The organism is Corynebacterium sp. NML 150383 (genome assembly GCF_002285085.1).
In the GTDB taxonomy this organism is placed as follows: Bacteria; Actinomycetota; Actinomycetes; order Mycobacteriales; family Mycobacteriaceae; genus Corynebacterium; species Corynebacterium gottingense.
Map to the genome: position 1 here is coordinate 178,635 of NZ_NSGK01000003.1, position 24,486 is coordinate 203,120.

At 61.7% G+C, this 24,486-nt stretch carries 22 protein-coding genes; 5 read left to right on the forward strand and 17 right to left on the reverse strand.

Translation table 11 applies throughout. The features are described from left to right. Positions 1-46 precede the first annotated feature (46 nt). A complete protein-coding gene (locus CKJ85_RS04725; protein WP_233126953.1) occupies positions 47-1,255 on the reverse strand; it encodes an alpha/beta fold hydrolase in 1,209 nt (402 codons plus the stop codon). Here CKJ85_RS04725 and CKJ85_RS04730 point away from each other — a divergent pair. After that, positions 1,254-2,822, forward strand: coding sequence for a type II CAAX prenyl endopeptidase Rce1 family protein (locus tag CKJ85_RS04730; protein WP_095553591.1), 1,569 nt, complete (start codon positions 1,254-1,256; stop codon positions 2,820-2,822). The two genes, CKJ85_RS04725 and CKJ85_RS04730, sit on opposite strands and share 2 nt — an antisense overlap. Continuing rightward, on the forward strand, positions 2,819-3,610 hold the full coding sequence (locus CKJ85_RS04735; RefSeq protein WP_095553592.1) for a CPBP family intramembrane glutamic endopeptidase: 792 nt from the start codon (positions 2,819-2,821) through the stop codon (positions 3,608-3,610). The genes CKJ85_RS04730 and CKJ85_RS04735 overlap by 4 nt, the downstream gene beginning before the upstream one ends. Here CKJ85_RS04735 and lepA read toward each other — a convergent pair. Beyond that, positions 3,594-5,450, reverse strand: a complete 1,857-nt coding sequence (lepA, locus tag CKJ85_RS04740) for a translation elongation factor 4 (RefSeq protein ID WP_095546509.1) — start codon at positions 5,448-5,450, stop codon at positions 3,594-3,596. The genes CKJ85_RS04735 and lepA overlap by 17 nt on opposite strands. Positions 5,451-5,550: 100 nt before the next feature. Between lepA and CKJ85_RS12105 the strand changes: the two genes are divergently transcribed. The 3 genes from CKJ85_RS12105 (at position 5,551) to CKJ85_RS04755 (ending at position 7,925) form a co-directional block, all read left to right on the forward strand. Then, positions 5,551-6,162 carry a type II toxin-antitoxin system PemK/MazF family toxin gene (locus CKJ85_RS12105; RefSeq protein ID WP_233126954.1) on the forward strand — a complete coding sequence of 204 codons (612 nt, stop codon included), beginning with the start codon at positions 5,551-5,553 and terminating at the stop codon, positions 6,160-6,162. A 222-nt stretch (positions 6,163-6,384) separates the two neighbouring features. After that, positions 6,385-6,648: a 30S ribosomal protein S20 gene (gene rpsT / locus CKJ85_RS04750; RefSeq protein ID WP_095553593.1), complete on the forward strand. Its 264-nt coding sequence runs from the start codon at positions 6,385-6,387 to the stop codon at positions 6,646-6,648. A 191-nt stretch (positions 6,649-6,839) separates the two neighbouring features. Continuing rightward, positions 6,840-7,925 (forward strand): PHB depolymerase family esterase, encoded by a 1,086-nt coding sequence (locus CKJ85_RS04755; RefSeq protein ID WP_158221618.1) that lies wholly within the window; start codon positions 6,840-6,842, stop codon positions 7,923-7,925. A gap of 47 nt (positions 7,926-7,972) precedes the next feature. Here CKJ85_RS04755 and CKJ85_RS04760 read toward each other — a convergent pair whose 3' ends face one another. The 15 genes from CKJ85_RS04760 to CKJ85_RS04830 form a co-directional block, all read right to left on the reverse strand. Next, positions 7,973-8,623 (reverse strand): LysE family translocator, encoded by a 651-nt coding sequence (locus CKJ85_RS04760; protein ID WP_095553595.1) that lies wholly within the window; start codon positions 8,621-8,623, stop codon positions 7,973-7,975. Next, a complete protein-coding gene (locus tag CKJ85_RS04765; RefSeq protein WP_095553596.1) occupies positions 8,620-9,036 on the reverse strand; it encodes an ankyrin repeat domain-containing protein in 417 nt (138 codons plus the stop codon). Before CKJ85_RS04765 ends, CKJ85_RS04760 begins: the two co-directional genes overlap by 4 nt. A 12-nt stretch (positions 9,037-9,048) precedes the next feature. Next, on the reverse strand, positions 9,049-9,984 hold the full coding sequence (gene holA, locus CKJ85_RS04770; protein WP_095553597.1) for a DNA polymerase III subunit delta: 936 nt from the start codon (positions 9,982-9,984) through the stop codon (positions 9,049-9,051). 1 nt (position 9,985) lies between these two features. Beyond that, positions 9,986-11,641 carry a ComEC/Rec2 family competence protein gene (locus CKJ85_RS04775; RefSeq protein WP_095553598.1) on the reverse strand — a complete coding sequence of 552 codons (1,656 nt, stop codon included), beginning with the start codon at positions 11,639-11,641 and terminating at the stop codon, positions 9,986-9,988. Between the two features lie 2 nt (positions 11,642-11,643). After that, complete coding sequence (locus CKJ85_RS04780; RefSeq protein ID WP_095553599.1) at positions 11,644-12,318, reverse strand: helix-hairpin-helix domain-containing protein; 675 nt, start codon at positions 12,316-12,318, stop codon at positions 11,644-11,646. 114 nt (positions 12,319-12,432) lie between these two features. Beyond that, on the reverse strand, positions 12,433-13,236 hold the full coding sequence (locus CKJ85_RS04785) for a DegV family protein (RefSeq protein WP_095275457.1): 804 nt from the start codon (positions 13,234-13,236) through the stop codon (positions 12,433-12,435). Beyond that, positions 13,233-13,874 (reverse strand): histidine phosphatase family protein, encoded by a 642-nt coding sequence (locus CKJ85_RS04790; RefSeq protein WP_095553600.1) that lies wholly within the window; start codon positions 13,872-13,874, stop codon positions 13,233-13,235. Before CKJ85_RS04790 ends, CKJ85_RS04785 begins: the two co-directional genes overlap by 4 nt. Before the next feature lie 86 nt (positions 13,875-13,960). Further along, entirely contained in the window at positions 13,961-14,416 is a 456-nt protein-coding gene (rsfS, locus tag CKJ85_RS04795) for a ribosome silencing factor (protein WP_095275455.1), read from the reverse strand. 71 nt (positions 14,417-14,487) lie between these two features. Then, positions 14,488-15,108, reverse strand: coding sequence for a nicotinate-nucleotide adenylyltransferase (gene nadD / locus CKJ85_RS04800; protein WP_095275454.1), 621 nt, complete (start codon positions 15,106-15,108; stop codon positions 14,488-14,490). 75 nt (positions 15,109-15,183) lie between these two features. Continuing rightward, positions 15,184-16,119, reverse strand: a complete 936-nt coding sequence (locus CKJ85_RS04805) for a cutinase family protein (protein ID WP_233126955.1) — start codon at positions 16,117-16,119, stop codon at positions 15,184-15,186. Between the two features lie 43 nt (positions 16,120-16,162). After that, entirely contained in the window at positions 16,163-17,464 is a 1,302-nt protein-coding gene (locus CKJ85_RS04810; protein WP_095553601.1) for a glutamate-5-semialdehyde dehydrogenase, read from the reverse strand. A gap of 1 nt (position 17,465) precedes the next feature. After that, on the reverse strand, positions 17,466-18,395 hold the full coding sequence (locus tag CKJ85_RS04815; protein WP_095553602.1) for a D-isomer specific 2-hydroxyacid dehydrogenase family protein: 930 nt from the start codon (positions 18,393-18,395) through the stop codon (positions 17,466-17,468). Positions 18,396-18,411: 16 nt separating this feature from the next. Continuing rightward, positions 18,412-19,536 carry a glutamate 5-kinase gene (proB, locus tag CKJ85_RS04820; RefSeq protein WP_095553603.1) on the reverse strand — a complete coding sequence of 375 codons (1,125 nt, stop codon included), beginning with the start codon at positions 19,534-19,536 and terminating at the stop codon, positions 18,412-18,414. A gap of 6 nt (positions 19,537-19,542) precedes the next feature. Next, complete coding sequence (gene obgE / locus CKJ85_RS04825; RefSeq protein WP_095553604.1) at positions 19,543-21,084, reverse strand: GTPase ObgE; 1,542 nt, start codon at positions 21,082-21,084, stop codon at positions 19,543-19,545. Positions 21,085-21,147: 63 nt separating this feature from the next. Next, positions 21,148-24,462, reverse strand: a complete 3,315-nt coding sequence (locus CKJ85_RS04830; protein ID WP_095553605.1) for an AAA family ATPase — start codon at positions 24,460-24,462, stop codon at positions 21,148-21,150. Between the last annotated feature and the right edge of the window lie 24 nt (positions 24,463-24,486).

Sequence of the window (24,486 nt, forward strand, 5' to 3'; positions counted from 1 at the left end):
GCCCCGATCATAGCCCGCGCGCAACCGCGCGTGCACCCCACACGCACTACCGCTGCGCAGCCATCTCTAGCAGCCGCCCAATGACCTCCGTCCCGTGTCGGCGAAGGCCGTCGTGCTGGTACGTTGCAGTCTCCCACACGCTCACACCCAGCGCTTCCGCGGTGGCCAGCGACAGCTCGCGAGGTACGAAGATGTCGCCGGTGTAGACGGCTGCAACGCGCCTGCCTCCCGCAGCCTCGTGCGCCGACGCGCCGTCGATGAGGCCCGCGTACTGGTTGCCCCAATCCGTTTTCTCCGCGAGTGCGTGCGCCGCGTCCTTGAACGGACGCAACGCGGGGTCCTCGTCGAACTGGAAGGGGAAGATGTGTTCGCCGGTGAGGTAGAACTCGTTGTCGTCCGGCGAGGCGTCGGGACCGAACCCCGCGATGGTGCGCGAGACCCGCTCGGCAGACCAGTTCGTCGCCCCCGGCACGGTGCCGCCGTAGATGGATTCGTGGATAGCGGCGTAGAGCGGGTTGGGAGCGAAGCTAACGCGTTGCCCAACGCTTGCGAGGAAGTCGGTGCGCAGGCGTCCATTGGGGTGGAAGGGGGATTCGAGGAGGCTCGCGAGCGTCGCAAAGCCGCCCTCGCGCCCAAGCTCAATGCCGACGGTACGGAAGCGGCGCGCGGTGAGCCGCTCGCCCGTTGGCAGGTGCTCCTCGGCAGCCTCAAGGTGGCGGCACACCTCGCGCATCGTGCGCTCTGCCTCCGGGTAGCTGCGGTTGAACGCGCGGTGGCGGGCGCGCAGCTTGGCAAACGTCGCCTCGTACACCGCGTCGGGGCCCTCGCTTATCGACGCCAACCCGCCCGTAAACATCGCCACCCCGATATGTTCCGGCGCAACCGCCAAGTAGTGCAGCAGGCAGAACCCGCCGAAAGACTGCCCCAGCACGTCCCAGCGCTCGATGCCGAGCTTTTCGCGGACCGCCTCCGCGTCCTTGATGATCTCCGGCGCGCGCAGCTCCGTAAGCGTATCGGCGTTGATGAGCTCGGGCGTGGCGGCGTCGACGCGCGTCGACCGGCCCGTGCCGCGTTGGTCCAGCAGCACGACTCGGTAACCGCGGCGCAGCGCCTCTTCAATCCACGCGAATCGCTCGCGCGGCGCGGGCGAGCCCGGCCCTCCCTGCAAAAACAGCAACGCGGGGGCGTCGGTGTCTCCCAACACGCGAGCGAAGACGGACCATTGGCCTCGGGTGACCTCTACAGTTGACTCCATGCCTGCGATCGTAGACACTCCCCGCATGATCCCCGCCTTCCACCGCCTGGCGCGCCGCGACCGCATCCGTCCGTACCGCTGGTGGCGCCCGCTTCTTGAGATCGCAGTCGCCGCTGCACTGTTCGTCGCACTCCAGGCAGTGTGGGTGGTCGCGTTCATTCTCATCAACGGCAAAGAGAGTATCGGTCGTATTGCGGACGGCACCCCCACATCGATGCTGGTTGGCTTCGGCGCGCTCGCGATGACGGTCCCGGCCGCGTTCGTAGCGGCGTGGTCCTCAGGGCGCGACGTGCGCGCGCTCTGGTCGGTCGAGCGACGGTTCCGGTGGCGCTACTTCCTGCCCGCGCTCGCGGTCTTTGCCGCGCCAGGCCTGCTCACGCTCGTTGCCGACATCGCCATATACGGCGCGCCCCCTGCCCCGTTGGACCCAACTTTCTTCTGGAGCGTCGCCATCGTGCTCAGCCTGGTGCCGCTGCAGTGTCTCGCAGAAGAGCTGCTCTTTCGCGGAGTGGTTGTGCAAAGCTTCGGCGCGTGGATGCGCTCGCCGTGGCTCGCATACCTACTGGCCCTGCCGATCTTCGTCGTCGGGCACACTGCGGGCGGCGGCGGCATGGTCACCATTGTGGTCTTCGCGCTCATTGCCTCGCTGTTGGTCCACCGCTCGGGCGGGATCGAGCTTTCGGTGGCGCTGCACATTGTCAATAACGTCACTGTCTCGTACACAAGGTTTTCCGGTCTTATTGATCTGGAATCGGCGCGCGTCCTGCTGCCTGTCGTCGGCCAACTTGGCGCGTTTGCCCTCGCACTCATCGCGCTGCCGATCATTGGCAGTAAGGTTGCCCCCATGCCAACCACCGATGCCCACCTGCGAACCCTCCCCCACCTCACCGGCGACCTCCTGTTCAACTCGTCCGCCGGGCCCGAACACGGCGGCGTCCCCGTGGTTGCGCCGTGGTTCGCACAAACGCTGGGCCCGCAGATGCACGGGTGGGCGCGCGCCCTGCCGTGGATAGTCATCGAGGAGACTGGCGAGACCACCACTGCGGAACTCAGCAACGATCGCCTCCGCCTGATCTACACCGTCCGCCGCGGCCCCGAGCCCACGTTCACGCTGCGTGCGGTCAATGAGGACGAGGAGTCTCGCCGTATTCAGCTCGCGCTCCACCCTTACTGGGCCGTTGACACCGCGCGCGCACGCGTCACCGGTCTCGCCGACCAGCCCTACTTTGACAAGGTCGCGGGTGCGGAGCTCACGATTGACGGCGATCTCGCCTTCGGCCGGGAGGTCGACAGCGTCATTCGCACCACCAACGACTGCATGCTTATCGACGACCACCGTGCCCTCGCCTTCCGCACCCAGGGCACCGACCACGTCGTGGTGTGGAACCCAGGCCCTGAGGAATGCGCCGCCGCCGACGGGCTGCGCGCGGACGACTGGACCCGCTTCGTCTGCGTCGAACCCGCGCTCCTGGGCGAAAACCGCGAAGGTGTTGAGCTCGCCCCGGGTGCGTCTGCAGAACTCTCGCTGACAGTCACTGCGACTGCTGGCGGGAGCGTGCGCGCATGACGGTACCGCTCCATCGCACCGCCGACGCGCGCCCCGGGCGCAGCACGTGGGTTCGCACAGCGGAGCTCGCGCTGCTCGCGGCGTTTGCCACCGCCTTCGGCGTCGCCGCCGCGCTCGCCATCCAGTTGTGCAGCTCGCGCGGGATCCTGCTCGACGACCCCGCGCAGCGAGCACTCTTTGAGCCGCTGCTGATTCTCGCAGCGACGCTGCCGGCGGCTCCCCTCGCCGCCGCGTGCACCGGACGCCACCCCGCGTCACTGGTGTCAACTACGCGGCGCATCAGGTGGCCCGTAGCGGGGCGTGCCCTCGCCCTCGCGGTTGGTCTCTACGCTGCCGCCACGGCAGGCACCGTCGTGTGGGCACGCGTCAGCGGGGAGCCCGCCCCGGTGAGCGAAACGCGCTCGGTTGCAATGGTGTGTGCGCTGTGCGCCGTGATCACGCTGCAATCGGCAGCAGAAGAGCTCGTGTTCCGCGCCGCGCTCCCCCAGATCATTGGCTCAGGCGCATTCGGACGCTGGTGCACACACCCTGCTATCGCCTACGGCATGCCCGCGCTCGCGTTCATTGCGCTGCACACGGGCGGGACCGGCACGATTGTCGACGTCGCCGTGTTTGCCGCCTGCGCGGCGTGGCTGACCTGGCGCACCGACGGAATCGAGGCCGCGTGGGCTTTGCACCTGGTAGGAAACGTGTGGGTGATGGGGGCGTCGATAAGCTCCGGTCCCCTGGGCACAGTCGCGACGGTGGTGTCCGCGGCGCTGATTGCCGCTTTTACCCCTCGTCGGTAGACAGGGCCGCCACGAACGCCTCCTGTGGCACCGTCACGGAACCGATCGCCTTCATGCGCTTCTTACCTGCCTTCTGCTTCTCCAGCAGCTTGCGCTTACGCGAGATGTCGCCGCCGTAGCACTTCGACAAGACGTCCTTGCGCATCGCGCGAATGTTTTCGCGGGCGATGATCTTCGAACCAATCGCCGCCTGCACCGGCACCTCAAACTGCTGGCGTGGGATGAGCTCCTTGAGCTTCTTCGTCATCTTGTTGCCATACCACTGCGCGGAATCGCGGTGCACGATCGCGGAAAACGCATCCACGGGATCGCCCTGTAGGAGGATGTCTACCTTCACCAGGTCCGACTCCTGCCAACCTGCCTCCTCGTAGTTGAGCGAGGCGTAGCCCTTCGTGCGCGACTTGAGCATATCGAAGAAGTCAAAAATAATCTCGCCGAGCGGGATGATGTAGCGCAGCTCTACGCGGTCCTCGGACAGGTACTCCATGTTCTTCATCTGACCGCGTTTGGACTGGCACAGCTCCATCGTGGAGCCGACAAACTCCTGCGGCACGATGATCGTCATGTTGACCACCGGCTCAAAGACCTGCTGCAACTTGCCACCCGGCCAATCCGACGGATTGTGCACGAGGTGCTCAGTGCCGTCCTCGGCGATCACGCGGTAGGTGACCGACGGTGCCGTGGAAATCAAGTCCAGGTCAAACTCGCGCTCGAGGCGGTCGCGGGTGATCTCCATGTGCAGGAGGCCGAGGAATCCGCAGCGGAAGCCGAAGCCCAGGGCCACCGACGTTTCGGGCTCCCAAGTCAAGGAGGCGTCGTTGAGCTGGAGCTTCTCCAGGCTCTCACGCAATGTTGGGAAATCCTCCTGGCTGACCGGGAACAGGCCCGAGTAGACCATCGGCTTGACGTCTTCGAAGCCCTCCAGCGCCTCGGTGGCGCCCTTCTGCGCCCAGGTCACCGTGTCACCCACGCGCGTCTCGCGCACATCTTTCACACCGGTGATCAGGTAGCCGACCTCGCCCGGGCCCAGCCCCTTCGTCTTCTTCATGGTTGGAGAGACGACGCCGATCTCGAGGATCTCCAGCGTGGTGCCGGTATTCATCATTTGCACCTTTTGATTCGGCTCGAGCCTGCCGTCCATCATGCGCACGTACGTGACCACACCGCGGTAGGTGTCGTAGACCGAATCGAAAATCAAGGCGCGCGCAGGCGCGTCCGGGCCGTGTTCCGACGTCGGCGGCGGAACGAGCTCGACCACCTTGTCCAGCAGCTCGGCCACGCCCTCGCCGGTTTTCCCGGAGACGCGCAGCACGTCCTCCGGCTCGCAACCGATAATGTTGGCAATCTCCCCCGCGTACTTATCCGGGTCTGCGGCGGGCAGATCGATTTTATTCAGCACGGGGATGATTTCCAGGTCATTCTCCATGGCCATGTACAGATTGGCCAAGGTTTGGGCCTCGATCCCCTGCGCTGCGTCGACAAGCAAGATTGCGCCCTCACACGCGTCGAGGGAACGCGAAACTTCATAGGAAAAGTCCACGTGGCCGGGGGTATCAATCATCTGCAGCACCGTGTCCTGACCGGCGTACTCACCGGTCGTAGGCGTCCAAGGAAGGCGCACATTCTGCGCCTTGATCGTGATGCCACGCTCGCGCTCGATATCCATGTTGTCCAGGTACTGATCGCGCATCTCGCGCGCAGCCACCACGTTTGACAACTGCAAAATCCGGTCAGCGAGGGTAGATTTGCCGTGGTCAATGTGGGCGATAATGCAGAAGTTTCGGATCCGCTCGGGCGAAGTAAACGTCTCTTCCGCAAAATTTTTCGTAGTGGCAGCCATAGTTTCACCATCCTACCGGGCACAACCCACGCGAAACCACTTGTCCCGCCCGCTGCGAACGCCTAGAGTGTCCAGCAACACGGACGGAAGGTTCAGCAGCGTGGAATCACACGGAGACCCCACCCCTCAGGGCGACAAGCCGCGCCCGACCAAAAGGCCCAGAAGCTTTCAACCGCTGAACAAGATCAAGGCGACAACGTCCAAGCTGATCAGGCGCAACCGCGGGAGCAAAGACGAGCACCGCGTAGGTTCGCTGGACCAGGGGCTCGCGTTACTCAACGAGCGCCTGGGGACCCGCAACCCGGCGCACGAGCCCCGCACCGCCACTTACGTCACGGTGAGGCCGACGGCGCACCTGCCACGCAACATTTACTACGCACCCGATATGGACGGCAACGCCGAACCCGGCGAGGTTGTCTGGGTCACCGTCCCCTCACACCCGCCACGGCAACGCTCGATGCTGGTCGTCGGCCGCGAACGCGGCGAAGTTCTCGGCTTGCTCATCTCCTCCGAAGCCGAGCACGCCAGCGACGAACGCTGGCTGGGCATCGGTGCCGGCGAATGGAACGCCTCTGGAAAGCCCTGTTGGGTGCGCCTGGACAAGACAATGATTGTGCCGGAAAGTGACCTGCACCGTTCCGGCACCATCATCCCGCAGCGCCGATTCGAGCGTGTAGCAAACCGCCTGCGCGACAGGTTCGACTGGGAGTAGCCCACGTTTTGGGGTTTCTCCTGCTGAACTGCTAGGTTTGAGTGGTTGTTTCAGCCCGGGGCATTTCGGGGCTTGCTTGACGACGCGGTCAGGACCTTGGGTCCGCGTAGACCAACGCACGGCGCACGCCGACGAGGGTCGCTACAGCCAGGCAGTTTCTTCCCCGCTTCCGGGAGATCGACACGAACCGATCCGTTTTTACGAAAGACCAAGAGGTACATCATGGCAAACATCAAGCAGCAGAAGAAGCGCGTTCTCACCAACGAGAAGCGTCGTCTGCGCAACAAGTCCATCCGTTCCGCCACTCGCACCGAGATCCGCAAGTTCCGCGAGGCTGTCGAGTCCGGCGACAAGGCTGTCGCAGAGGCTCAGCTCCGCGTGGCTTCCCGCAAGCTTGACAAGGCTGTGACCAAGGGCGTCTACCACCGCAACAGCGCGGCGAACAAGAAGTCCAACATGGCTACCGCCCTAAACAAGATGGCGTAACTGACGCTGAGCGTCGTCGCTCCCGCCCCGGCCGCAAGGTCGGCGCGGGAGCTTTTTCATATTCGCGCACGGGAGGCGCAATACTTGCTCCCAGGTTGGATTACGATTGCCGGGTGATCATTTCCCAATCGTCCAATCCCCGAGCGCCGCGCCTGCCACGATCGTGGCGACGAACAATGAGTGCGGCCGCATTGACCACTGCACTCGCCCTCAGCACCGCGGTTGCATTCAGCGAGGAGGACGGCTTCCTTGCCGTCGCTTCCGCGGATACCCCTGCGGAGAGCCGCCCGCAGGACGCCTCGGTCGGCGTCCTGCCTGCCACGAATGCGTCGCTCGCAGAAGAGCTTCTCAAGAGCCCGCCACGCGGCCTGAACGGAGCTTTCCCTCAGCTTCCCGGGGTAGATCCGGTGGTGGCGCAGCGCATTGGCGTCCTCATCGCACTCATCGCGGTACTGGGCGTTGCGCTTCCGATTGTGGGCACCGACGGGTCGTCGAAGAACGCTGCTCCCGACGGTGACTATGAAGGCGGAGGGTCGCTTCGACGTCGCACCGTGCAGGCAGGCGGTAGAACCCGCGAGTTCAACGTCGTACTGCCCGCCCACTATCACCAAGGCGATGCCTACCCGGTCATCATCGCCTTTGGCGGTTGGCAGCATTCTGCTGAGCGCTCGCGTGAATACATGCGACTCGAATCGGTCGCTCGTGACGCAATCATTATCTATGCGCAAGGAATCAACAATGCTTGGGGCGGCGCACCATACGCTGACACGACTGTGGACAACGACATCGACTTCGTCCGTGCCGCGATCGACGATGTTGCGACCAACTTCGGTGGCGAGCGGGACCACGTTGCTGCGATCGGGCTATCCAACGGCGGTGGCATGGCTGCCGCGTTGGCGTGCCACGCACCAGAATTGGTCAAAGCAGTTGCTTCGGCTGCCGGTGCGTACTACGACCCGACCGTGAGCAACTGCACGTCCGGCGACGTGGCGACGCTCCTGCTGCACGGGACGAACGACGACGTCGTGGGGTATTTCGGCGGAACCCGACACGGCGCGCACTTTCAACCCGTCGACCGTGTGTTTGCTACGTTTGGCCGGAAGAACGGTTGCTCGACGCAGCTCATTGAAACCCCCGGAGCGTTTTCCACCAGTTTTGAGCCCACGAGTTGTCTCACGCCCACTCGGCTTGAGCGCGTCGACGGTGGCGGCCACACGTGGTTTACCAACCCAGACGCGACGACGGAGTCCGTCAATTTCGTCCTCAACGAGCTCTAACGCGGTGCCAAAGCGGTGCTGCGGGGACTATGCCGCAGCCTTGCACGTTACTGCCCCAATGCGAGTGCGCCGCGTAGAAAGAGCACAACACCGACGACGAAAAAGAAGCAGCCAGCGCCGATGTCGATGAAGGGGCCTGCCCCTAGCATCCGGCGCCGGACGCGATCTGTAGAAATGAACTGGGTATACGCCGCAAACAACGCGAATGAGCTCAGCCACAGCGCCAAGATAACGACAACCGCCGTCAGCGCCGAAGGGTGCGCTGGCAGTAGCGGGGCGATCATCGCTGAGAGGCCGAGAACAATTTTCGGGTTCGCCAGGTTCGTGGTCAGCCCTCGAATGTAGCTGGCCCGTGGCGTGCCGAGTCGGCGTGCAGCCTCAACCGTATTTGGAGGAGGCTTCCTCCTCTCTGCCCAACCGCTACGTACGTTGCCGATCCCCATCCATGCCAAGAAAGCGCCGCCCAATACCTGCACGGCCTCGAGCGCCCACGGAAATGCGTTGAGGAGCGCAGTCGCACCGATCACTGTCAACGTGCACCACAACAGCACCCCAGTTTGGGTCCCCAGGGTCGTGGCCCACGCATGGGTGCGCGACCGAGTCCCTGTCCGCGTAACCAGAATAATGTCCGGCCCCGGTGATGCCGCACCGAGCAAGTTCAGGCCGACGATGACAGCCAGGTCCCCGAACCCGATCATGCGGTCGGTCCCAGCAGATCTTCGCGGCCAAACATACGCGCAGTTTCCCGCGCTGAAGGCTGCCCTGCCTCTGGGCTCGCGTCGGCAGCAAGCAGCACGCTCACCATGTTCTCGTCGCCTTTAAACACCGCACCGGCGAGGATGCTCTGGCCACGGGAGTTGAGGAGTTCAACATCTGCGCCACGGCCGAGCAAACCACGGACCACATCCACATGCCCTGAATAGGCGGCGAGCATGAGCAAGCTATTGCCGTCCTGATTGGACAAATTCACATCCACTCCGGCGTCAACGTAATCCAAGAGCGATACGTGGCCGGAACGTGCCAAGTTGAACATCTTTGTGGCAAATTCCCGTACTTCCTCGGGAATCTTCTCGTCTTGGTGGGCAGGATTGCTCGTGCGCTCACTGGTCATACCGAAAAACTATCACGCGAGCTGTGCGAGGCGGCGGACAGCGTTCTCCACCGCAAACTCGGGAATACCGCCATTGCCTTTCACCTCTGCGTCCAGGTCTGCCACGATGATCACGGCCTGCGACACTGCCTCAGAAGACCACCGTCGCGCGAGCTGCATGGTCTTCTTCACCCCATACGGTGGCATACCGACAACCCTGGCAAGCTGATTTGGGTCCCCACGCTCCCCTTGCAGCTTTGCGAGGTCGCCGACCTTATACGCCAACGCCGCTGCAATAGCTACAGGATCCGTGCCCAGTTGCAACGCCCGGCGCGTCGACGCCAACGCTTTGTCCGCACGGCCCTGCAGCGCGAGTTCCGCAATATCGAACCCGGCTACTTCTGCAACGCCCGTGTAATACTGACGGACTGCTTCGACCGTGATTTCGCCGTTTGTGTCCGCCACGAGCTGACTGACAGCGGACGCCAGCTCCCGCAAGTCAGATCCCACAGATTCAAGCAGCGCGGCGACGACATCCTGATGCGGGCGAACGCCGTGTCGACGAAACTCGGATGTAACCCATGCGGGTCGGTCCCGAGGGCCAACCGGATTTGCTGGATGTACTTCAGCGATTTTCTGGAATTTCTTTACCATCGCTTTTTGGCGCCCACCGCCGGTGTGCTCGATGATGAGCGTCATGCCCGGGGCAGGATCCATACATGCGTTCAGGAGCACCTGGGTGGGATCTTTTCCCGCTATTTCTGCCTTTTTCACCACCACGACACGTTCTTCGGCGAAGAGGGATGGGCTTGTTGCCATCGCGATTTCGCCTTCGGTGACGTCGCCTGCACGCAGCGTGGAGACCTCCGCAGCAGGGCCAATCTGGTCGATGATCTCGTTGGTGATGCGCTCCGCAAGAAACGCCTCTTCACCGAGTACGAGGTGCACGGGGTTGAGCATGTCCACCATCTTAGGGGCCGGAACCGCGAAGCTCCTGCGTGCCATCGGCGTAGAGTCGCACGGGGCCATCACGGTTGGGAAACAGCACCGGGATACCGGATGCCGTTTGCACCGGCCGCGAGTGTGGCCGCCCGGATTCAAGCACCACCACAACCTGGGTTCCGGCTGGAATTGGTTCGACGTCTTCCTTGCTTTCTACGACGTGTGCAGTAAGCTGCCCCGGATCAAGCGTGCGACCATGTCCGGAAAAGGGGGCCTGCATCACGAGGATCAACGACACAATCGTGGCTAACGTCAGTCTCGGGCGTCCCGCGACCAGGCCCGCGACGATCCATCCGTAGGCGACGAGTGCGGACGCTGGCGTGGCGTCGATAAGCGCAAAAGGCATCTCCGATCCCCATGTTGCGACCTTGTGGACCCACCACGCGAACGGTTCTATTGCGCGCAGGAGCACCACCTCGAGGCCTCCTGGCAGCAACGCGAGAACCACCGCGATCAAGCCGAGGACCGTGATGAGGGGAACCACTGGGGCGACGAGGACATTCGCAGCCACCGAGACAAGCGAGACCTGTCCCGTCATCAGCGCAATGATTGGTATCGTCGCAAGGTCAGCAGCGATTGCTACAGCCAGCGCTCGAACCGCAATGTCCGGCCACCCGGTAACTGCAAGGGCGCGGTAAAGCAGTGGGTTGAGCGCGACAATCCCGGCAGTAGCCGCGATGGACAGCGCAAAACCGAAATGCACCGCCAGGTCTGGGTCGATAAAAATCAAGACGATCACCGACAAACACAACGCGTGAATGGGCTCGACTCTTGATGACGCCACCACCGCCACGACACCGACCAATCCGGTCACAGACGCACGCAGCACGCTCGGATCTGGACCAATCAGCGCGGCAAAGAGCGACAGTGCTATCGCCGCGGCAATGAGGCGCCCCCGCAATCCAAGGCCTACAAGCGATGCGACGACGATCGCAAACGTTGTCACAATTGCCACGTTCGCACCAGACACCGCAGACAGATGGCTCAGCCCCGTGTCAATGTATGCCTGTTGCTCCGCCTCGGTTTGATATTGCGTATCCCCAAGTACCATTCCCGGGATGAGGCCTCCCGCAGCATCCCCAACATTAGCCTGCACAGATTGTCCAAATGTCGCACGGACATGGTGCGCAAACGCGGCATAACCGCGCGGCGCAGCCACAGTGTCCACTTCGCCGTTTACTGTCACCGTCCCGATCCCAGGAAACGTGGACTCCCGTACCTGGCCAGATACCGCTACGCTTGCGCCTGAAACGACAGAGTCATCCAGCTCCGGTGCGAAGACTGGAATCTTCGCTGGGTAGCCATCAAGGCTCACGTTTGTAAGGAACCCGCCCGAGCTCAACGGCTTAGGCTGGCCAAGCACCGTAGCGGGGAATTCTGCACTGCGACCAACCTCGTGGCTCAGTGCAAAGGATGTTGCAATACGGATACGCAGAGACGTACAAATAAGGGATGCAGCGCCAAGTCCGGCGACCAGGATCGCCTGCCCCTTTTGCCGCGCACAGAAAAACACCAATGCTGTCGCCACTACAAAGAAGCCTGCGGGGAGCAGGCCGATGAGCAGGCAGCAGATGGTTGCTCCCCACACGACGAGGGCTGCCGGAGCGAGTCGGAGTTCCTGCATAGCTACAGCGTGATCTGGTCTTTGAGGGCGTCAAATTTGGCTGGGCCGATCCCCTTGACGTCCATGAGGTCCTCCAGCTTGGCAAACGGGCCGTTTGACTCCCGGTGGGCAACAATCGCCGCCGCTGTGGCGTCACCAACACCTGAAAGACTGGTCAGCTCTTCTGCTGTAGCGAAGTTGAGTGAAACGAGCCCACCTGCGCCACGCGCCGGAGGCGCACCGCCCGACTGGGCACCGCCAGCTCCGAGCTCGTGAGGAACCGGCGGCGCGCCTTTGCTTGGCACAAGGATCTGTTGGCCGTCGACGAGCAACTGCGCTTGGTTGAGCTGGTAGATGTCCGCGTCACCGGTTGGCCGTGCCACGTTAACGGCATCCGCGATTCGGGCTCCGTCTTGCAGCGTGACAAGCCCCTGGTTTTCCACTTGCCCGATCACGGAAACCACGATTTGGCCACTGGATTCTGCTTCAGTTGCAGTCGATTCCCACTGGGGCACAGATTCGCTGTGAGAGGGTGGGCGGGTGATGGCCCACCCACCGACCGCCAGAAATACGAGCACCACCGCGCTGATGGCATGTTTTGGAGCCACCTGGATGCGCGGCGGCGGATATTTTACGTTGAGGAGATCCTCTTCCCCCGTTGGACGAGTGAGTTCTTTAATTCTTGCTAAAGATTCCATATCGCGATTATACGCACTATTCGAATCATTCGGAAGAGGAAACGCACTATTCACTCAACATCGCAAGTAAGTGAATCTGGCCCGTGGGGCACCGACGAAGATCACGCAGGCGAATTACGCCGCAGGCCGCCCCTGCGAAGAGAAGACGACCGAAAGTCCAATAGCCCCACTACCGGTGTGAACTGCGAGCACATCCACCAGAGGCGCGACAAGTACGCGTGACCCGTTTGGCAGCACCTCTCTGAGTGTTTCCGCCAACTGCTCAGCAGCGTCCTCGCATTCGGCGTGTTGGACCGCAGCAAACACAGGGAGGTCCTCAGCGCGCTCCATCACAAGTTCTGCCAGCTTGGCAAACGCCTTCGTCTGCGTCCTCGTCTTCCCCGCCAGCTCGAATTTTCCCTCGTGCAACCGAAGAATGGGCTTCGTTGCCAACAGTGCTGCAGACAGCACCGCCGTGCCAGTTGAAAGCCGCCCGCTCTTACGAAGGTCATCAAGCTGGCTCAAGTACAACCACGTTTCGGAGCGCTCGATCGTGGCCCGTGCCATCTCCTCGCATTCGTCCAAATCAGCTCCCTCACGTGCAATCGTTGCCGCCGCCATCGCTGCGGCTCCAACTGCCATACCGGCAGCGTTTGTGTCCACCACTCGCACGTTTCCAGGAAAGACTCCCGCCGCCTGGACAGCCGCGGACCACGTTGAAGAAAACGATTTCGACAGATGCAAGGCGACGACGCCGTCGTCGCCTCCACGCTCGAGTTGGCGGCCGTAGCACGCAGCAAGCTCGATAGCGGTGAGTCCGCTTGTCGACGCCCCCTCGTCCCCGTCCAGCACGTGGAGGTCAACCACGGCAATATCCAACTCTCGCAGGAGCTCCTCCGAGAGTCCCGCTGCAGAATCAACGACTACGCGCACCGTCATGGCACGACCAGCCCTTGGTTCCAGGCTTCGAGGTACCACTGCATTCCGGCATCGGGCTCACTATAGGCAGGCATCGCGTACAGGCGCGCTGTATTTGTATTGCCTAGGCTCTTAAATAATGGGAATTGTGACACGTCAAGTCCCAGCAGGTTCGCTGTCAGCGCCGAGATCGTCCCTCCGTGCGCAACCAGGAGCACCGCGGAGTCATCCCACGCGTCGTATTCTGCAAGCAGCTCCTCAACAACCGGACGCGCGCGCTGCGCAACTTCGACGCGGCTTTCCCCTTCTGGTGGTGCCCACGCGGCATCGTTGCGCCAGCGAGCCCGCGCACCTGGGTGGGCCGCATCGACTTCTGCGTGCGACTTGCCCTGCCACTCGCCGAGGTGGGTCTCTCGGAGCCGAGCATCAGTCGACACGGGAAGCCCCAGCCGATCCGCGATGATCTGCGCAGTATTTGCCGCACGCTGGAGATCGGAAGCAACAATCTTTGACACTCCGAGCTTGGCCACCAATTCCGCAGCCGACCGCACCTGCGCCAAACCGGTCTCCGAAAGCGGGGAGTCTAGGTGTCCCTGCATCCTGTTGGTCGCGTTATATGTAGTTTGCCCGTGCCGCAGCAGAATTAGCCGGCGCTGCATCGGCGCTCCTTTGCTCGTAATCAATGTGGCGCGTTGAAAAGGGGATCAACGACGTTGGTTGCTGACGGGGTGGGCGTCGTCAAGCGTTAGTCTTCGTCCTCCGCGACCTCACCGGCAAGCGGCAGGTCTTCCAAGGTTTCGACCTCGCGAACGTCTCCGAAATCGCTCGGGCGCTCATACGGCGCGATGCCCTCAACCGAGATCGCCGGGCAATCGGCGTACAGCCGGTCCAAGCCGTAAAACTCGCGCTCCGCTTCGCGCTGCACGTGGACCACAAAGTTTCCGTAGTCAAGCAGCACCCAGCGGAACTCACGGTTCCCTTCCCGGCGCTTCGGCTCGAGTCCAGCCGCAGTGAGCTCAGACTCGACCTCATCGACAATGGAAGCGACCTGCCGCTCACTGCTTGCAGAGACGACTACAAAAATGTCCGTGATGCCCATGACCTGGGAGACATCGAGGACGGCAATGTTCGTGCCAAGCTTTTCGTCGGCCGCCTTAGCGGCAATCGTGGCTTGATCGATGGAGACCTGCGCTGCACTCAAGAAGCAATTCCTTTTCGCTGATAACAATAATGCGCCCCCCATTCTCCCACGATGAGCGCGCAAATTGCCACTTACTGGTAGAGCTGGTTCTTCCCGATGTATTGCACGACGCCGTCGGGAACCAAATACCAGACTGGCCTCCCCTGTCCTGACCGTTCCCGGCAGTCGGTCGATGAAATCGCCATTGCTGGAATCTCAATCAGATGCACGCGCCGCTGAATTTCCTCCGGAAACATGTCCTCGCTGAGCTCGTAACCGGGGCGCGTCACGCCGACAAATTCCGCGAGCTCAAACATGTGCTCCCAGTCGCGCCACGACATAATCGAGCTCAGCGCGTCCGCTCCCGTGATGAAGTACAGCTGCGCGTTGGGAAACTGCTCGCGGAGATCACGCAGCGTGTCCATCGTGTAGGTGGGCCCTCCCCGGTCAATGTCGACGCGAGAGACAGAGAACCGCGGATTTGACGCTGTGGCGATCACCGTCATCAAATACCTGTCTTCAGCGGCAGTAATTGTGCGTCCCGCCTTCTGCCACGGGTTACCTGTGGGCACAAACACCACCTCGTCGAGCTGGAAGCGGTCCGCGACCTCACTCGCGGCGACGAGGTGCCCATGGTGGATGGGGTCGAAGGTGCCGCCCATGATGCCAATGCGCGCGGCATCATCCAACGAGTCTGCAAAAGCGTCGTCCATGCTGCTTAGCGTACGCGGGACGTCGTTCGTATGATGCCATGACTCCGCTTTTCTGACCGGACCGCGGCAATTGGCCTAGTAGCGGACTTGGTCCACGAACCTGCCGAACGAGTCCGATACCTGGTTGTCCCACCGGGAGCCCCAGATGAAGTAGCGCCCGTGATTACCGCCGTTTCCCTGAGAAGCGCGCAGCGTTTGCACGGAAAGGTCGCAGACACCATCGAGGGGCAGGCAGTAGTTCACGCGGTTGCCAGTGCCAGCGGCCGTGCGGGAGTTAAACGGCAGGAATCCGAGAATGCCACCCGCGCCACCGCCCGGCACGCCAACGGTGGACGGGTCACCGGCAGCGGTATTCGGATTGCCAAAGTAGACCACACCGGCGAGCTGGCCGCGCCGCGCGAGCTCACGCTCGTGCTCAAGCATGATCATCGCGCCCTGGGAGTATCCCGACAGGATGTACTGCGGGTGGCAGCCCGTCGTGGCTTCGTACCCGTTGATCATGGCCATCACGCCAGTGCGACCAACCTGCACAGAGTCGAGGAACTCGTTCCCGGCGCGCATCGCCATGCGGAGCACGGGGACGGAGTATTGCATTGCGAGGCTAAACGCCTGCAGCGCTGTCGTCGGTGCAATGACGTTGGGGACCTCATACTCGGGGTACACAGCCGGGTAGAAACGAGGCTCAAGGCCGAGTACTTCGACGTCCTTCATCAGGGAATTGCCGCCGTGCGTGGCCGCGTAACGCCCCTCAGCGTGGCGGAGGAAGGCACGGATCGTCTGCCCTTCCCAGCCGTTCGACACCCACGGCGCCTGCGGGGAGTAGCTTGTGCGGAAAATCTGGTCGTTTTGTCCGGACCCGCGTGCGGCAACAAAGGCGACGGCTGGGCATCGGTGCTGCGCTTCGGCCTTTGGGGTCGGGCTCAGCGGACTCGCGACAACGGTAATTGCGGCAACCAGGGCGATGACAATCGCGCAGAGGCGAGCGCGGAGATTGGCATGAGAATTTAACACGCCAATGAGCATATAGCCAGTTGCCACCAATGTCTCATTACGATCACGGGCGGGTCTGACCAGCCCCCTCCAAGATCCACTTTGTGCTGGTCAGCTCGGGAAGTGCCATCGGTCCGCGCGCGTGCAACTTCTGGGTCGAGATACCAATCTCTGCGCCCATTCCGTATTCAAAGCCATCAGTAAAGGCAGTCGAAGCGTTCAGCACGACTGCCGCAGCATCGACCGAATCGGCAAACTGCTGCAGCGTCGACGCGTTCAGCGACGCGATCGCCTCGGTGTGCCCGCTGCTGTACGCAGCGATGTGCTGAGTCGCACCGTCGACGCTCTCAACCACGGCGCACGCAATGTCCATCGAAAGGTACTCCTCAGCCCAATCAGCCTCGGTAGCCTCAATAATTCCTTGCGCCTGAAACGCGCCAAGCTTTTCGACGTCGCCGTGCACCGTCACCCCCGCTTCCTGCAATGATTGGACGATTCGGAGTTTGTCTGCGTCCGGGAGCGCGGCGTCGATAAGCACTGTCTCCGTCGCGTTACATACGGAGCACCGGCGGGTTTTGCCATTGAGGAGCATCGCTATGGCGTCATCGAGATGGGCGTCACGGTCAATGTAAAAGTGACAATTGCCGGTACCGGTCTCAATAGTCGGAACAGTGGCGTGTTGAACGACTGCATCGATAAGCGCCGCGCTACCGCGCGGAATGACAACGTCCACTAGACCGCGCGCGGTGATGAGTTCCTGCACCGAATCGTGACTCTCACACGGCAGGAGTTGCACCGCTTCGCGCGGGAGGTCGAACTGGTGGAGGGCGTCCTGGATAATAGTCACCAAGGCGGAGTTGGAATGAACCGCCGACTTCGAGCCCCGCAAAAGCGCGGCGTTGCCTGACTTCAACGCCAACCCGAATGCGTCAACGGTGACGTTGGGTCGTGCTTCGTAGACCATGCCCATCACCCCGAGTGGAACGCGAACTTGTCGCATGCGGATGCCGTTAGGCATGGTATGACCTCGGAGCACCTCGCCGATGGGATCGCCGAGGTTCGCCGCCTGCTCCAGGCCGGCAGCCATCGCCTCGACACGCTGTTGGCTGAGCGCCAGACGGTCCACCATCGCCTCTGACATACCGTTGGCGCGCGCCGCCTCGATGTCCTTCTCGTTGGCGGCCAGGATTTCGTCCACTCGCTCCACTAGAGCACCCGCGGTAGCAATGAGAACGCGGTTCTTCACCGCGGTCGATATTTTCGCAAGCAGCGGCGCGACCCGCTTCGTTTCACGCGCGAGTTCCTCCACAGACACCGTTTTGTAACCGGATTGGGCAGTGCCATCCGCTGCTGTGTTTCCACTCATTCTAGTACCCCGCCTCGACGTCGACTTCGGTGCTCATCGATTCGCCCGCGGCAAACAACTCCCAGTTTCTGGCCGCAAGCGCGCCAACCCGGCGGGCCATAAAGCGCGGAATGTTCGCAGTGTGGGGCGTAATCACCACATTATCCATCTCCCAGAGCGGATGGTCTGCAGGCAGCGGTTCGGGGTCCGTTACATCCAATCCGGCACCCGCAAAAGCGCCGTCTTGCAAGGCTGTTGTCAGCGCCTCCGTATCAATCAGCGCTCCCCTCCCTACGTTGACGATCACCGCGTTATTCCGCATCTTCGCCAGCACCGAGGCATCAACCAAGTGTCGAGTTTCCGGAGTCAGTGGCGCCAGGAGAACGACACAATCGGATTCGGACCACACAACCTCCATCGCTTCGACATCCCCCATGGCAACGGTGCGTTCAGCCCCGTTGACGTCACGGCCCGACCGATTCACCGCGGTAATCTCAACGCCGAACGGCGCGGCAAATTCGATGAGCTTCTTCCCGATTCCACCCGCGCCGATGATCGCGAGCTTCTTCGTGTCAAAAAGGTACTCAGTTTCGCCAAAGAGTTGCTCCTGGTTCCACTCGCGAGACACTGCCTTGTGGCGGTGGAGCACAGCGAGGAGCAGTGCCAGCGTAGCTTCTGCAACCGTGTCATCGTAAATTCCAGCTGCGTTGGCAAAACGGACACCGCGCTCAGCGTGGCGGGCAAGAATTCCAGCTTCAAGCAGCTGCTCAACACCCGCATAACCGATCTGCACGACCTTGACGCTATCCGGCAGTTCAGCGGGGAAATCCGACGGTCCGCCGCGGAAGATCAGCAAGTCAGGGTTCTCCGAAAGGTCGACCAATTCATGACCCGCTGCGCGCAGGTGGTCCGCGGACTCTTTCCACGGTGAGGGCAAAAATGCGTACTTCATGCCCCCACAGTAATCGCTACAGGCGGCTCGCGTACTGAGAAAGGTAGTCCGCATGCACTACCGGCCGACGCTTGGATTCTTCCAGCTCGGTAGTGTGCTTGCCCAACATCCCATGGAGCTCTGCGGCATCAAATGCAACTTCACCGCGCGCAACGACCTCGGAGTCAGGGCCGAGGATCTCTACAATGTCGCCTGCGTGAAAATCGCCCTCGACATCAGTAATACCCACCGCGAGCAAACTCGTCCCACCCCGAGTCACCGCGTCAACCGCGCCGGCGTCCAAGCGCAGCACGCCCTCTGCGTCTGCCGCATAGAGCGCCCAGAACTTCCACGCCCGTAACTGTGATTCCGGTCGTGTATGGAATACCGTCCCGCAATCGGCCGGACCGAGCGCCTGGTCAATATTGCTTGCCGACGTCAACAACACCGGTACCCCACCCCGCGCCGCAAGCCGCGCCGCCGACACTTTGGCCGCCATACCCCCGGTTCCGAACGCGCCTCCGTCGCCCGCAGCGACTCCCTCGAGGTCGCGGCCACTGCGAACCTCACTGATGAACGTTGCATTGGGGTCGGAGGGGTTTCGGTCATACAACCCGTCGACGTCGGACAAGAGCACGAGTGCGTCCGACGAAGTCAGCGTGGCTACGATGGCCGAGAGCCTGTCGTTATCACCAAATCGCATTTCTGTCGTGGCGACCGTATCGTTCTCGTTCACGATTGGCACCGTGCCAAGCTGCCGCAGCCGGTCAATGGTCCGCTGCGCGTTGCGCGCACGCTCGCGTGCCCCTGCGTCTGCTTGCGTCAGCAGCACCTGGCCGGTGGTTCGCCCGTAGCGTGCAAAAGACGACCCCCAAGCCTGAGCAAGATGGACTTGTCCCACTGCTGAGGCGGCCTGCTTGGTCGCCAGATCGCGCGGACGCTGGTGCAGACCCAGCGGCTTGCAGCCGGCCGCAACAGCACCAGACGAGACGACGATGATGTCTGTTCCCGTGCTCATACGTGCATGCATTGCATCCACGAGCGCGTCGATTTTCGCAGTGCTGACTGCCGAATCCTCATTGACTAAGGAACTCGAACCAATCTTCACCACGACCCGGCGCGCCGCAGCAATTTGTGCACGCAGCTGGGATTCAGAGGCCATGGGTTGCTAGCCCTCCCAGCGCTTCCGCTCGGCTTCTTCACCGTCGCCGTAATCAAACTCATCGATCAGGCCACGGCGAGCCTGCGAGGCACGCTTGCGTTCTGCCGCGGAGACGCGATTCGTGTCGTAGAGGCGAGCGTCGCCACCGCGGCCAGCAAGTGTCGGGTCGCCGCCACGCATCGGTTCCCAATCAAACGAGATTTCACCGATCGTGACCGTATCGCCCTCCTTGGCGCCGATCCGACGGAGCTCGTCCTCAACACCAGCCTTTTCCAGACGGTCGGAGAGATAGCCCACTGCCTCGTCGTTGTCAAAGTCGGTTTGCCGGATCCATCGCTCAGCTTTCTCGCCCGTAACAATCCAGCCCTCGGGGTACAGCGGATCGCGCTCGACAGTGATGCCGGAACCGGACCGCCCTTTTCTCCCCACTGCGCGTGGTCGGATGATCTGCGGCTCCGCGCCCAGTGCGTTGCCGCTCGCACCGGCGGCCTTTCGAGCTGCTTTACGCTGCGCGTCACGCGACTTCTTCACAACGTCCCACATCGCCCACTTCAGCTCTTCGAGCCCCGCGCGAGTCACTGTGGACACGAAGTACACCGGCCAATCAAACTTGTCCTTGATGTCACTGAGCAGGAACTCTGCAAGCTCCGCCGCGTCGGGAATATCCAACTTGTTCAGCACGATGACCCTTGGCCGTTGGCGAAGGTCCCCGAGCCCGGAATCGTGGTCGAGTGCCTCGGCGTAGCTATCAAGCTCAGCCTCGAGTGCTTCAATATCCGAGATCGGATCGCGCCCAGGCTCAAGTGACGCAACATCGACCACGTGAATGAGCACGGCGGTTCGCTCGATGTGGCGAAGGAAATCAAGACCGAGCCCCTTCCCTTCGCTGGCACCCGGAATAAGTCCCGGCACGTCGGCGATGGTAAACGTGTCGTCGCCGACGTCGACCACGCCGAGATTGGGCGCAAGTGTGGTGAACGGGTAGTCCGCAATTTTCGGCTTCGCAGCGGACAGTACTGAAATGAGGGATGACTTACCGGCCGATGGGAAACCCACCAAGCCCACATCTGCGACAGACTTCAGCTCAAGAATGAGATCATGCGCTTCACCAGGTTCCCCCTTCAGTGCGAACCCCGGGGCCTTCCTCTTCGCGGTGGCCAGTGCTGCATTACCTAGCCCGCCAAAACCGCCTTCTGCGGCAATAAACTTCGTCCCCGGAACGGTGAGGTCGGCGAGTATCTCGCCATCTTCACTGCGTACGACAGTGCCGACGGGCACATGGAGGATGAGGTCTTCGCCCCGGGCGCCATTGCGGTGATCGCCCTCGCCGTTTGCACCACGTTCAGCCTTCACATGCGGCCGGTACTGAAAGTCGAGCAGCGTGTGCACCTGGGTCGACACCTCGAGGACAATGTCCCCACCGTGTCCACCGTTGCCGCCGTCCGGCCCACCGAGTGGCTTGAACTTTTCGCGGTGCACGGAGACACAACCGTGCCCGCCGTCGCCCGCTTGCAGGTGCAGAACCGCACGATCAACAAACTGCGCCATGGTTACGCCCGCCTTTCCGTGATTTCGTGCTTCTCACTTGCAGGGTACCGGGTCGGGGATCGACTACTCGCCGATACCCGCCACCGCGCGAACGGTGTCGTCTGAAATTCGACGAAGCTCCTCACCGGACACATTGTTCTGACTGATCCACAGCTTGTGCTGGTGCTCTAGCCGGTCCGCGAAATTGCGGGCCCAGCGACCATTGCTTCGCTCCGCGGGCGGAAGTGCTTCGTAGGCTGCGACGACAGTATCGGTGAGCAAGTCAGCGTCGACAAGCCAGCCCCTGCCGGTGATGCTTGCTTCCACAATGCGCGCGACGTCGACGGGCGAATAGTCGGGGAACTCAATGGAGTTCGGGATACGCGAACGCAAGCCTGGGTTTGCATTCATGAACTCGTCCATCTCCTTTGTATAACCGGCAAGAATGGCGATGAACTTACTCCGGTCATTCTCCAGGCGAGGAAGCAGTGTCTCCACTGCTTGCAGACCGAAATCGTTAGCGCCGCCTGCTGCGGTGAGCTGGTACGCCTCGTCGATGAACAGGACGCCGCCGAGCGCTTCATCCAGCGCACGGGTGGTCTGCTTTTCAGTCGCGCCAATCACCGATCCGACGAGGTCAGAGCGCGTGACTTCCTTGACAGTGGGGGATTCCAGAATGCCGAGTGCGTGGAAAATTTCCGCCACTATACGCGCAACGGTCGTCTTGCCAGTACCCGGGTTGCCAGAAAAGACCATGTGGTAGGTCGGCGACGACGTCTGCAGACCTTGCGCTTCGAGGCGCTGATTCGTTTCCGCAACGCGCACCAATTCGGCCGCCCACTGCTTGACCTCTTCGAGGCCAATCAGGCTCTCCAGCTGATCCAACAGCTCTTCGACACGCTGACCACTCGATTCTCCGCCCGAAACCGCGCGAATATCGGCGTCAGTCACGCTCGTAATTTCCTCATTCGTCACCTTCGACAGATCACCCGCGTATTCGCGTGCAAGTCGACTACTAATGGAGCTGATGAGCTTATCCTCGAAGTTTCTCGCCCAACGGCCATTCGAACCGTCGCCGGAACGTCGATACTGACGGCGGATCGCCGAATGCAGCGCTTCCTCATCAAAGGTGTAGCCCTTCTTTGCCAAGCTCGCCGCACCGATCTGCGCAAGCTCGTCGGCAGAGTAGTCCTCAAAGTCAAACCGGTTCGGGATGCGGGACTTCAAACCGGGGTTCATTGAGAGGAAGTCCTGCATTTTGTCTGTGTAACCTGCAAAGATAATCACGATGTCTTCGCGGTTGTTCTCCATAAATGTGAGGATCGCATTCACGGCTTCCTTGCCAAAGTCGTTGCCTCCCTCAGAGTGAAGGTCGTAGGCCTCGTCCACAAACAGGACGCCGCCGCGGGCTTCTTCAAGCACCTTGTTCGTCTTCTGGGCGGTGCCACCAATGTGCTCCGCAACGAGGTCCGCACGTCCAACCTCGACGAAAGTGTTCGTGCGCACCGCTCCTGCGCTATACAGCGCCTGGCCAAGAAGGCGAGCGACGGTCGTCTTACCTGTACCCGGGTTGCCGAGGAACATGGAGTGCATAACCACCGGCTCGGATGCGAGGCCAAGCTCATTGCGGCGCTGATTGAATTTCACGCGGTCCATAAAGGAGGCGATCTGCCGCTTCACGCTCGCAAGGCCGATGAGCTCGTTGATCTGCGCCATCGGATCGCCAGGTGCCGAGGCGACAGCCCCTGCAGCGCCGCGTCCTTGGGAACTTTCGCTGACTTGACCGCTCTTCCCCGTGTTTGCTGACGTGGGCCCGTTGACCGGCGTGGGCGCTTGGACCTGCTTCCATTGCCCATCGACGCTTTCGAATACGGCGGCAACGTCGACGTCCACCTGGCTGCCATTCTGCGAGTAGATTGCAATCTGCGCACCCTGCGTGAGCTTTGTATCTTCGACGCTGAGCACGGAGCCATTGACCAGAAACTCACCGTAGGAGGCAAAGAGAGTGAGCTCATCGAACTCGCCTCGACTGCCGTTTTGGAGGACGAGCTGGCGGAAGTTTGCCATCGACGGGTGGAGCACCAAGGAACCAGATAGCCGCGAGTTTTCAGCCATGATCGAGAACGCTCGCGTGTTTTCAAATACGGCCAGCACACCGTCGAGAATCTGCGACCACCCGAGAAATGACCGCTTGGCCACAAGTTCCCCTCCGCTCACCGAGAGCGTCGCATTTGTTACACCCGCGGGAGATTCAACAATCGCATCCTCAAGCAAGAGCCTTCTGCCCCTGGCAAAAATGGCGGGCATATTGCTCGACCGTTGCGCGGTGACGACACGCGTACGAACTAGCTCGCCAAACGACTGGTCAAACACGTTGAAGCAGTTTTGCCCATCTGCCTGCAGAATCGTTGCGTCCTCAATGCGCACGGTGCCGCCGTTTTTCGCACAAAGCGCGCCGGTGACCGCGATCGTGGTTTCGTCGCGACCAGCCCCTCGAATTGTGAAGTGCCGCATCTTTTCCGGCACCGACTGCATCCGGTACTCCCCGGCTTCAAGAATCACCGTCGCCTCTGGCGCAAGCCTTGGGGCTACAACGCGGTCAAAGTCCGCACCTTCGGAAGCACTCCACCGAACTTCTGTTTCGTCAGCGCTCTCCCGCTCCACGACGCATGAGCTCTGATCAACATCAACCGTCGCGCCACCGGAAGCCTTGACGGTAATGCGCTCTCCAGTTTGGCTGCTCATCTGCGGAATCCGGACCGTAGCGTCCTTCACAAAGATCTCGGGGCGGCTCGTATCGACGTGCGCGCGCTGCCCCTCGAGCACACCTCCGCCAGCGACAGCTGCAATTCTCTTACCTGCCGGAGTCTTGATGGCTACGCCTTCGCCGAGGTGGGCACGTCCGCCCTTATTAATGATGAGGGTCCCCACTGTGGACGAAGCGATCGTTGCACTCACATTTGAAAGAATTTCGAGCGCGTCGGTGTGGGATCGTTCAACTGCGATTTGAGCATTTTGCGCGCCAAGGATCGCCTTCTTGGCGTCGCTGCCACGTACATCAGAATTCACCACGTTGAGCTGCGCATCTTTGACCCCGACAGCAGGGTACGTCGAAACTGTCGGGATTCGCACAGTGCAATAGCTCAGGGTTGCTTGTCCAAGGTTACAAATGACAGCGTTTGCCTCATTCGGCCCCATCACGCTCACACCAACTAATGCCGCACCATCGGCAAGTACGACGCGGCCATGGAAGATTACACCCCGACCACTCGCCTGCACGGTGCGCCCTACAACGCGAAGTGTTCCAACTGAGTACTCCCCAGGTGTTACCGTCAGCGTTCCACCCAAAGGGAGCTGCTCAAGTAGGGTTGCGAGATCATCGTGCGTGGTTGCCTGCATCTACACTCCTTTTCGCGAATTCTG

Coding starts and splice junctions, on each gene's coding strand:
- CKJ85_RS04810 (WP_095553601.1), bottom strand. CDS start 17,464: ATGAGTGGAAACACAGCAGCGGATGGCACTGCCCAATCCGGTTACAAA.
- CKJ85_RS04780 (WP_095553599.1), bottom strand. CDS start 12,318: ATGGAATCTTTAGCAAGAATTAAAGAACTCACTCGTCCAACGGGGGAA.
- CKJ85_RS04790 (WP_095553600.1), bottom strand. CDS start 13,874: ATGCAGCGCCGGCTAATTCTGCTGCGGCACGGGCAAACTACATATAAC.
- CKJ85_RS04815 (WP_095553602.1), bottom strand. CDS start 18,395: ATGAAGTACGCATTTTTGCCCTCACCGTGGAAAGAGTCCGCGGACCAC.
- lepA (WP_095546509.1), bottom strand. CDS start 5,450: ATGGCTGCCACTACGAAAAATTTTGCGGAAGAGACGTTTACTTCGCCC.
- holA (WP_095553597.1), bottom strand. CDS start 9,984: ATGGTGGACATGCTCAACCCCGTGCACCTCGTACTCGGTGAAGAGGCG.
- CKJ85_RS04765 (WP_095553596.1), bottom strand. CDS start 9,036: ATGACCAGTGAGCGCACGAGCAATCCTGCCCACCAAGACGAGAAGATT.
- rpsT (WP_095553593.1), top strand. CDS start 6,385: ATGGCAAACATCAAGCAGCAGAAGAAGCGCGTTCTCACCAACGAGAAG.
- CKJ85_RS04735 (WP_095553592.1), top strand. CDS start 2,819: ATGACGGTACCGCTCCATCGCACCGCCGACGCGCGCCCCGGGCGCAGC.
- obgE (WP_095553604.1), bottom strand. CDS start 21,084: ATGGCGCAGTTTGTTGATCGTGCGGTTCTGCACCTGCAAGCGGGCGAC.
- CKJ85_RS04830 (WP_095553605.1), bottom strand. CDS start 24,462: ATGCAGGCAACCACGCACGATGATCTCGCAACCCTACTTGAGCAGCTC.
- CKJ85_RS04725 (WP_233126953.1), bottom strand. CDS start 1,255: ATGGAGTCAACTGTAGAGGTCACCCGAGGCCAATGGTCCGTCTTCGCT.
- proB (WP_095553603.1), bottom strand. CDS start 19,536: ATGGCCTCTGAATCCCAGCTGCGTGCACAAATTGCTGCGGCGCGCCGG.
- nadD (WP_095275454.1), bottom strand. CDS start 15,108: ATGGACGACGCTTTTGCAGACTCGTTGGATGATGCCGCGCGCATTGGC.
- CKJ85_RS04775 (WP_095553598.1), bottom strand. CDS start 11,641: ATGCAGGAACTCCGACTCGCTCCGGCAGCCCTCGTCGTGTGGGGAGCA.
- CKJ85_RS04760 (WP_095553595.1), bottom strand. CDS start 8,623: ATGATCGGGTTCGGGGACCTGGCTGTCATCGTCGGCCTGAACTTGCTC.
- CKJ85_RS04785 (WP_095275457.1), bottom strand. CDS start 13,236: ATGACGGTGCGCGTAGTCGTTGATTCTGCAGCGGGACTCTCGGAGGAG.
- CKJ85_RS04730 (WP_095553591.1), top strand. CDS start 1,254: ATGCCTGCGATCGTAGACACTCCCCGCATGATCCCCGCCTTCCACCGC.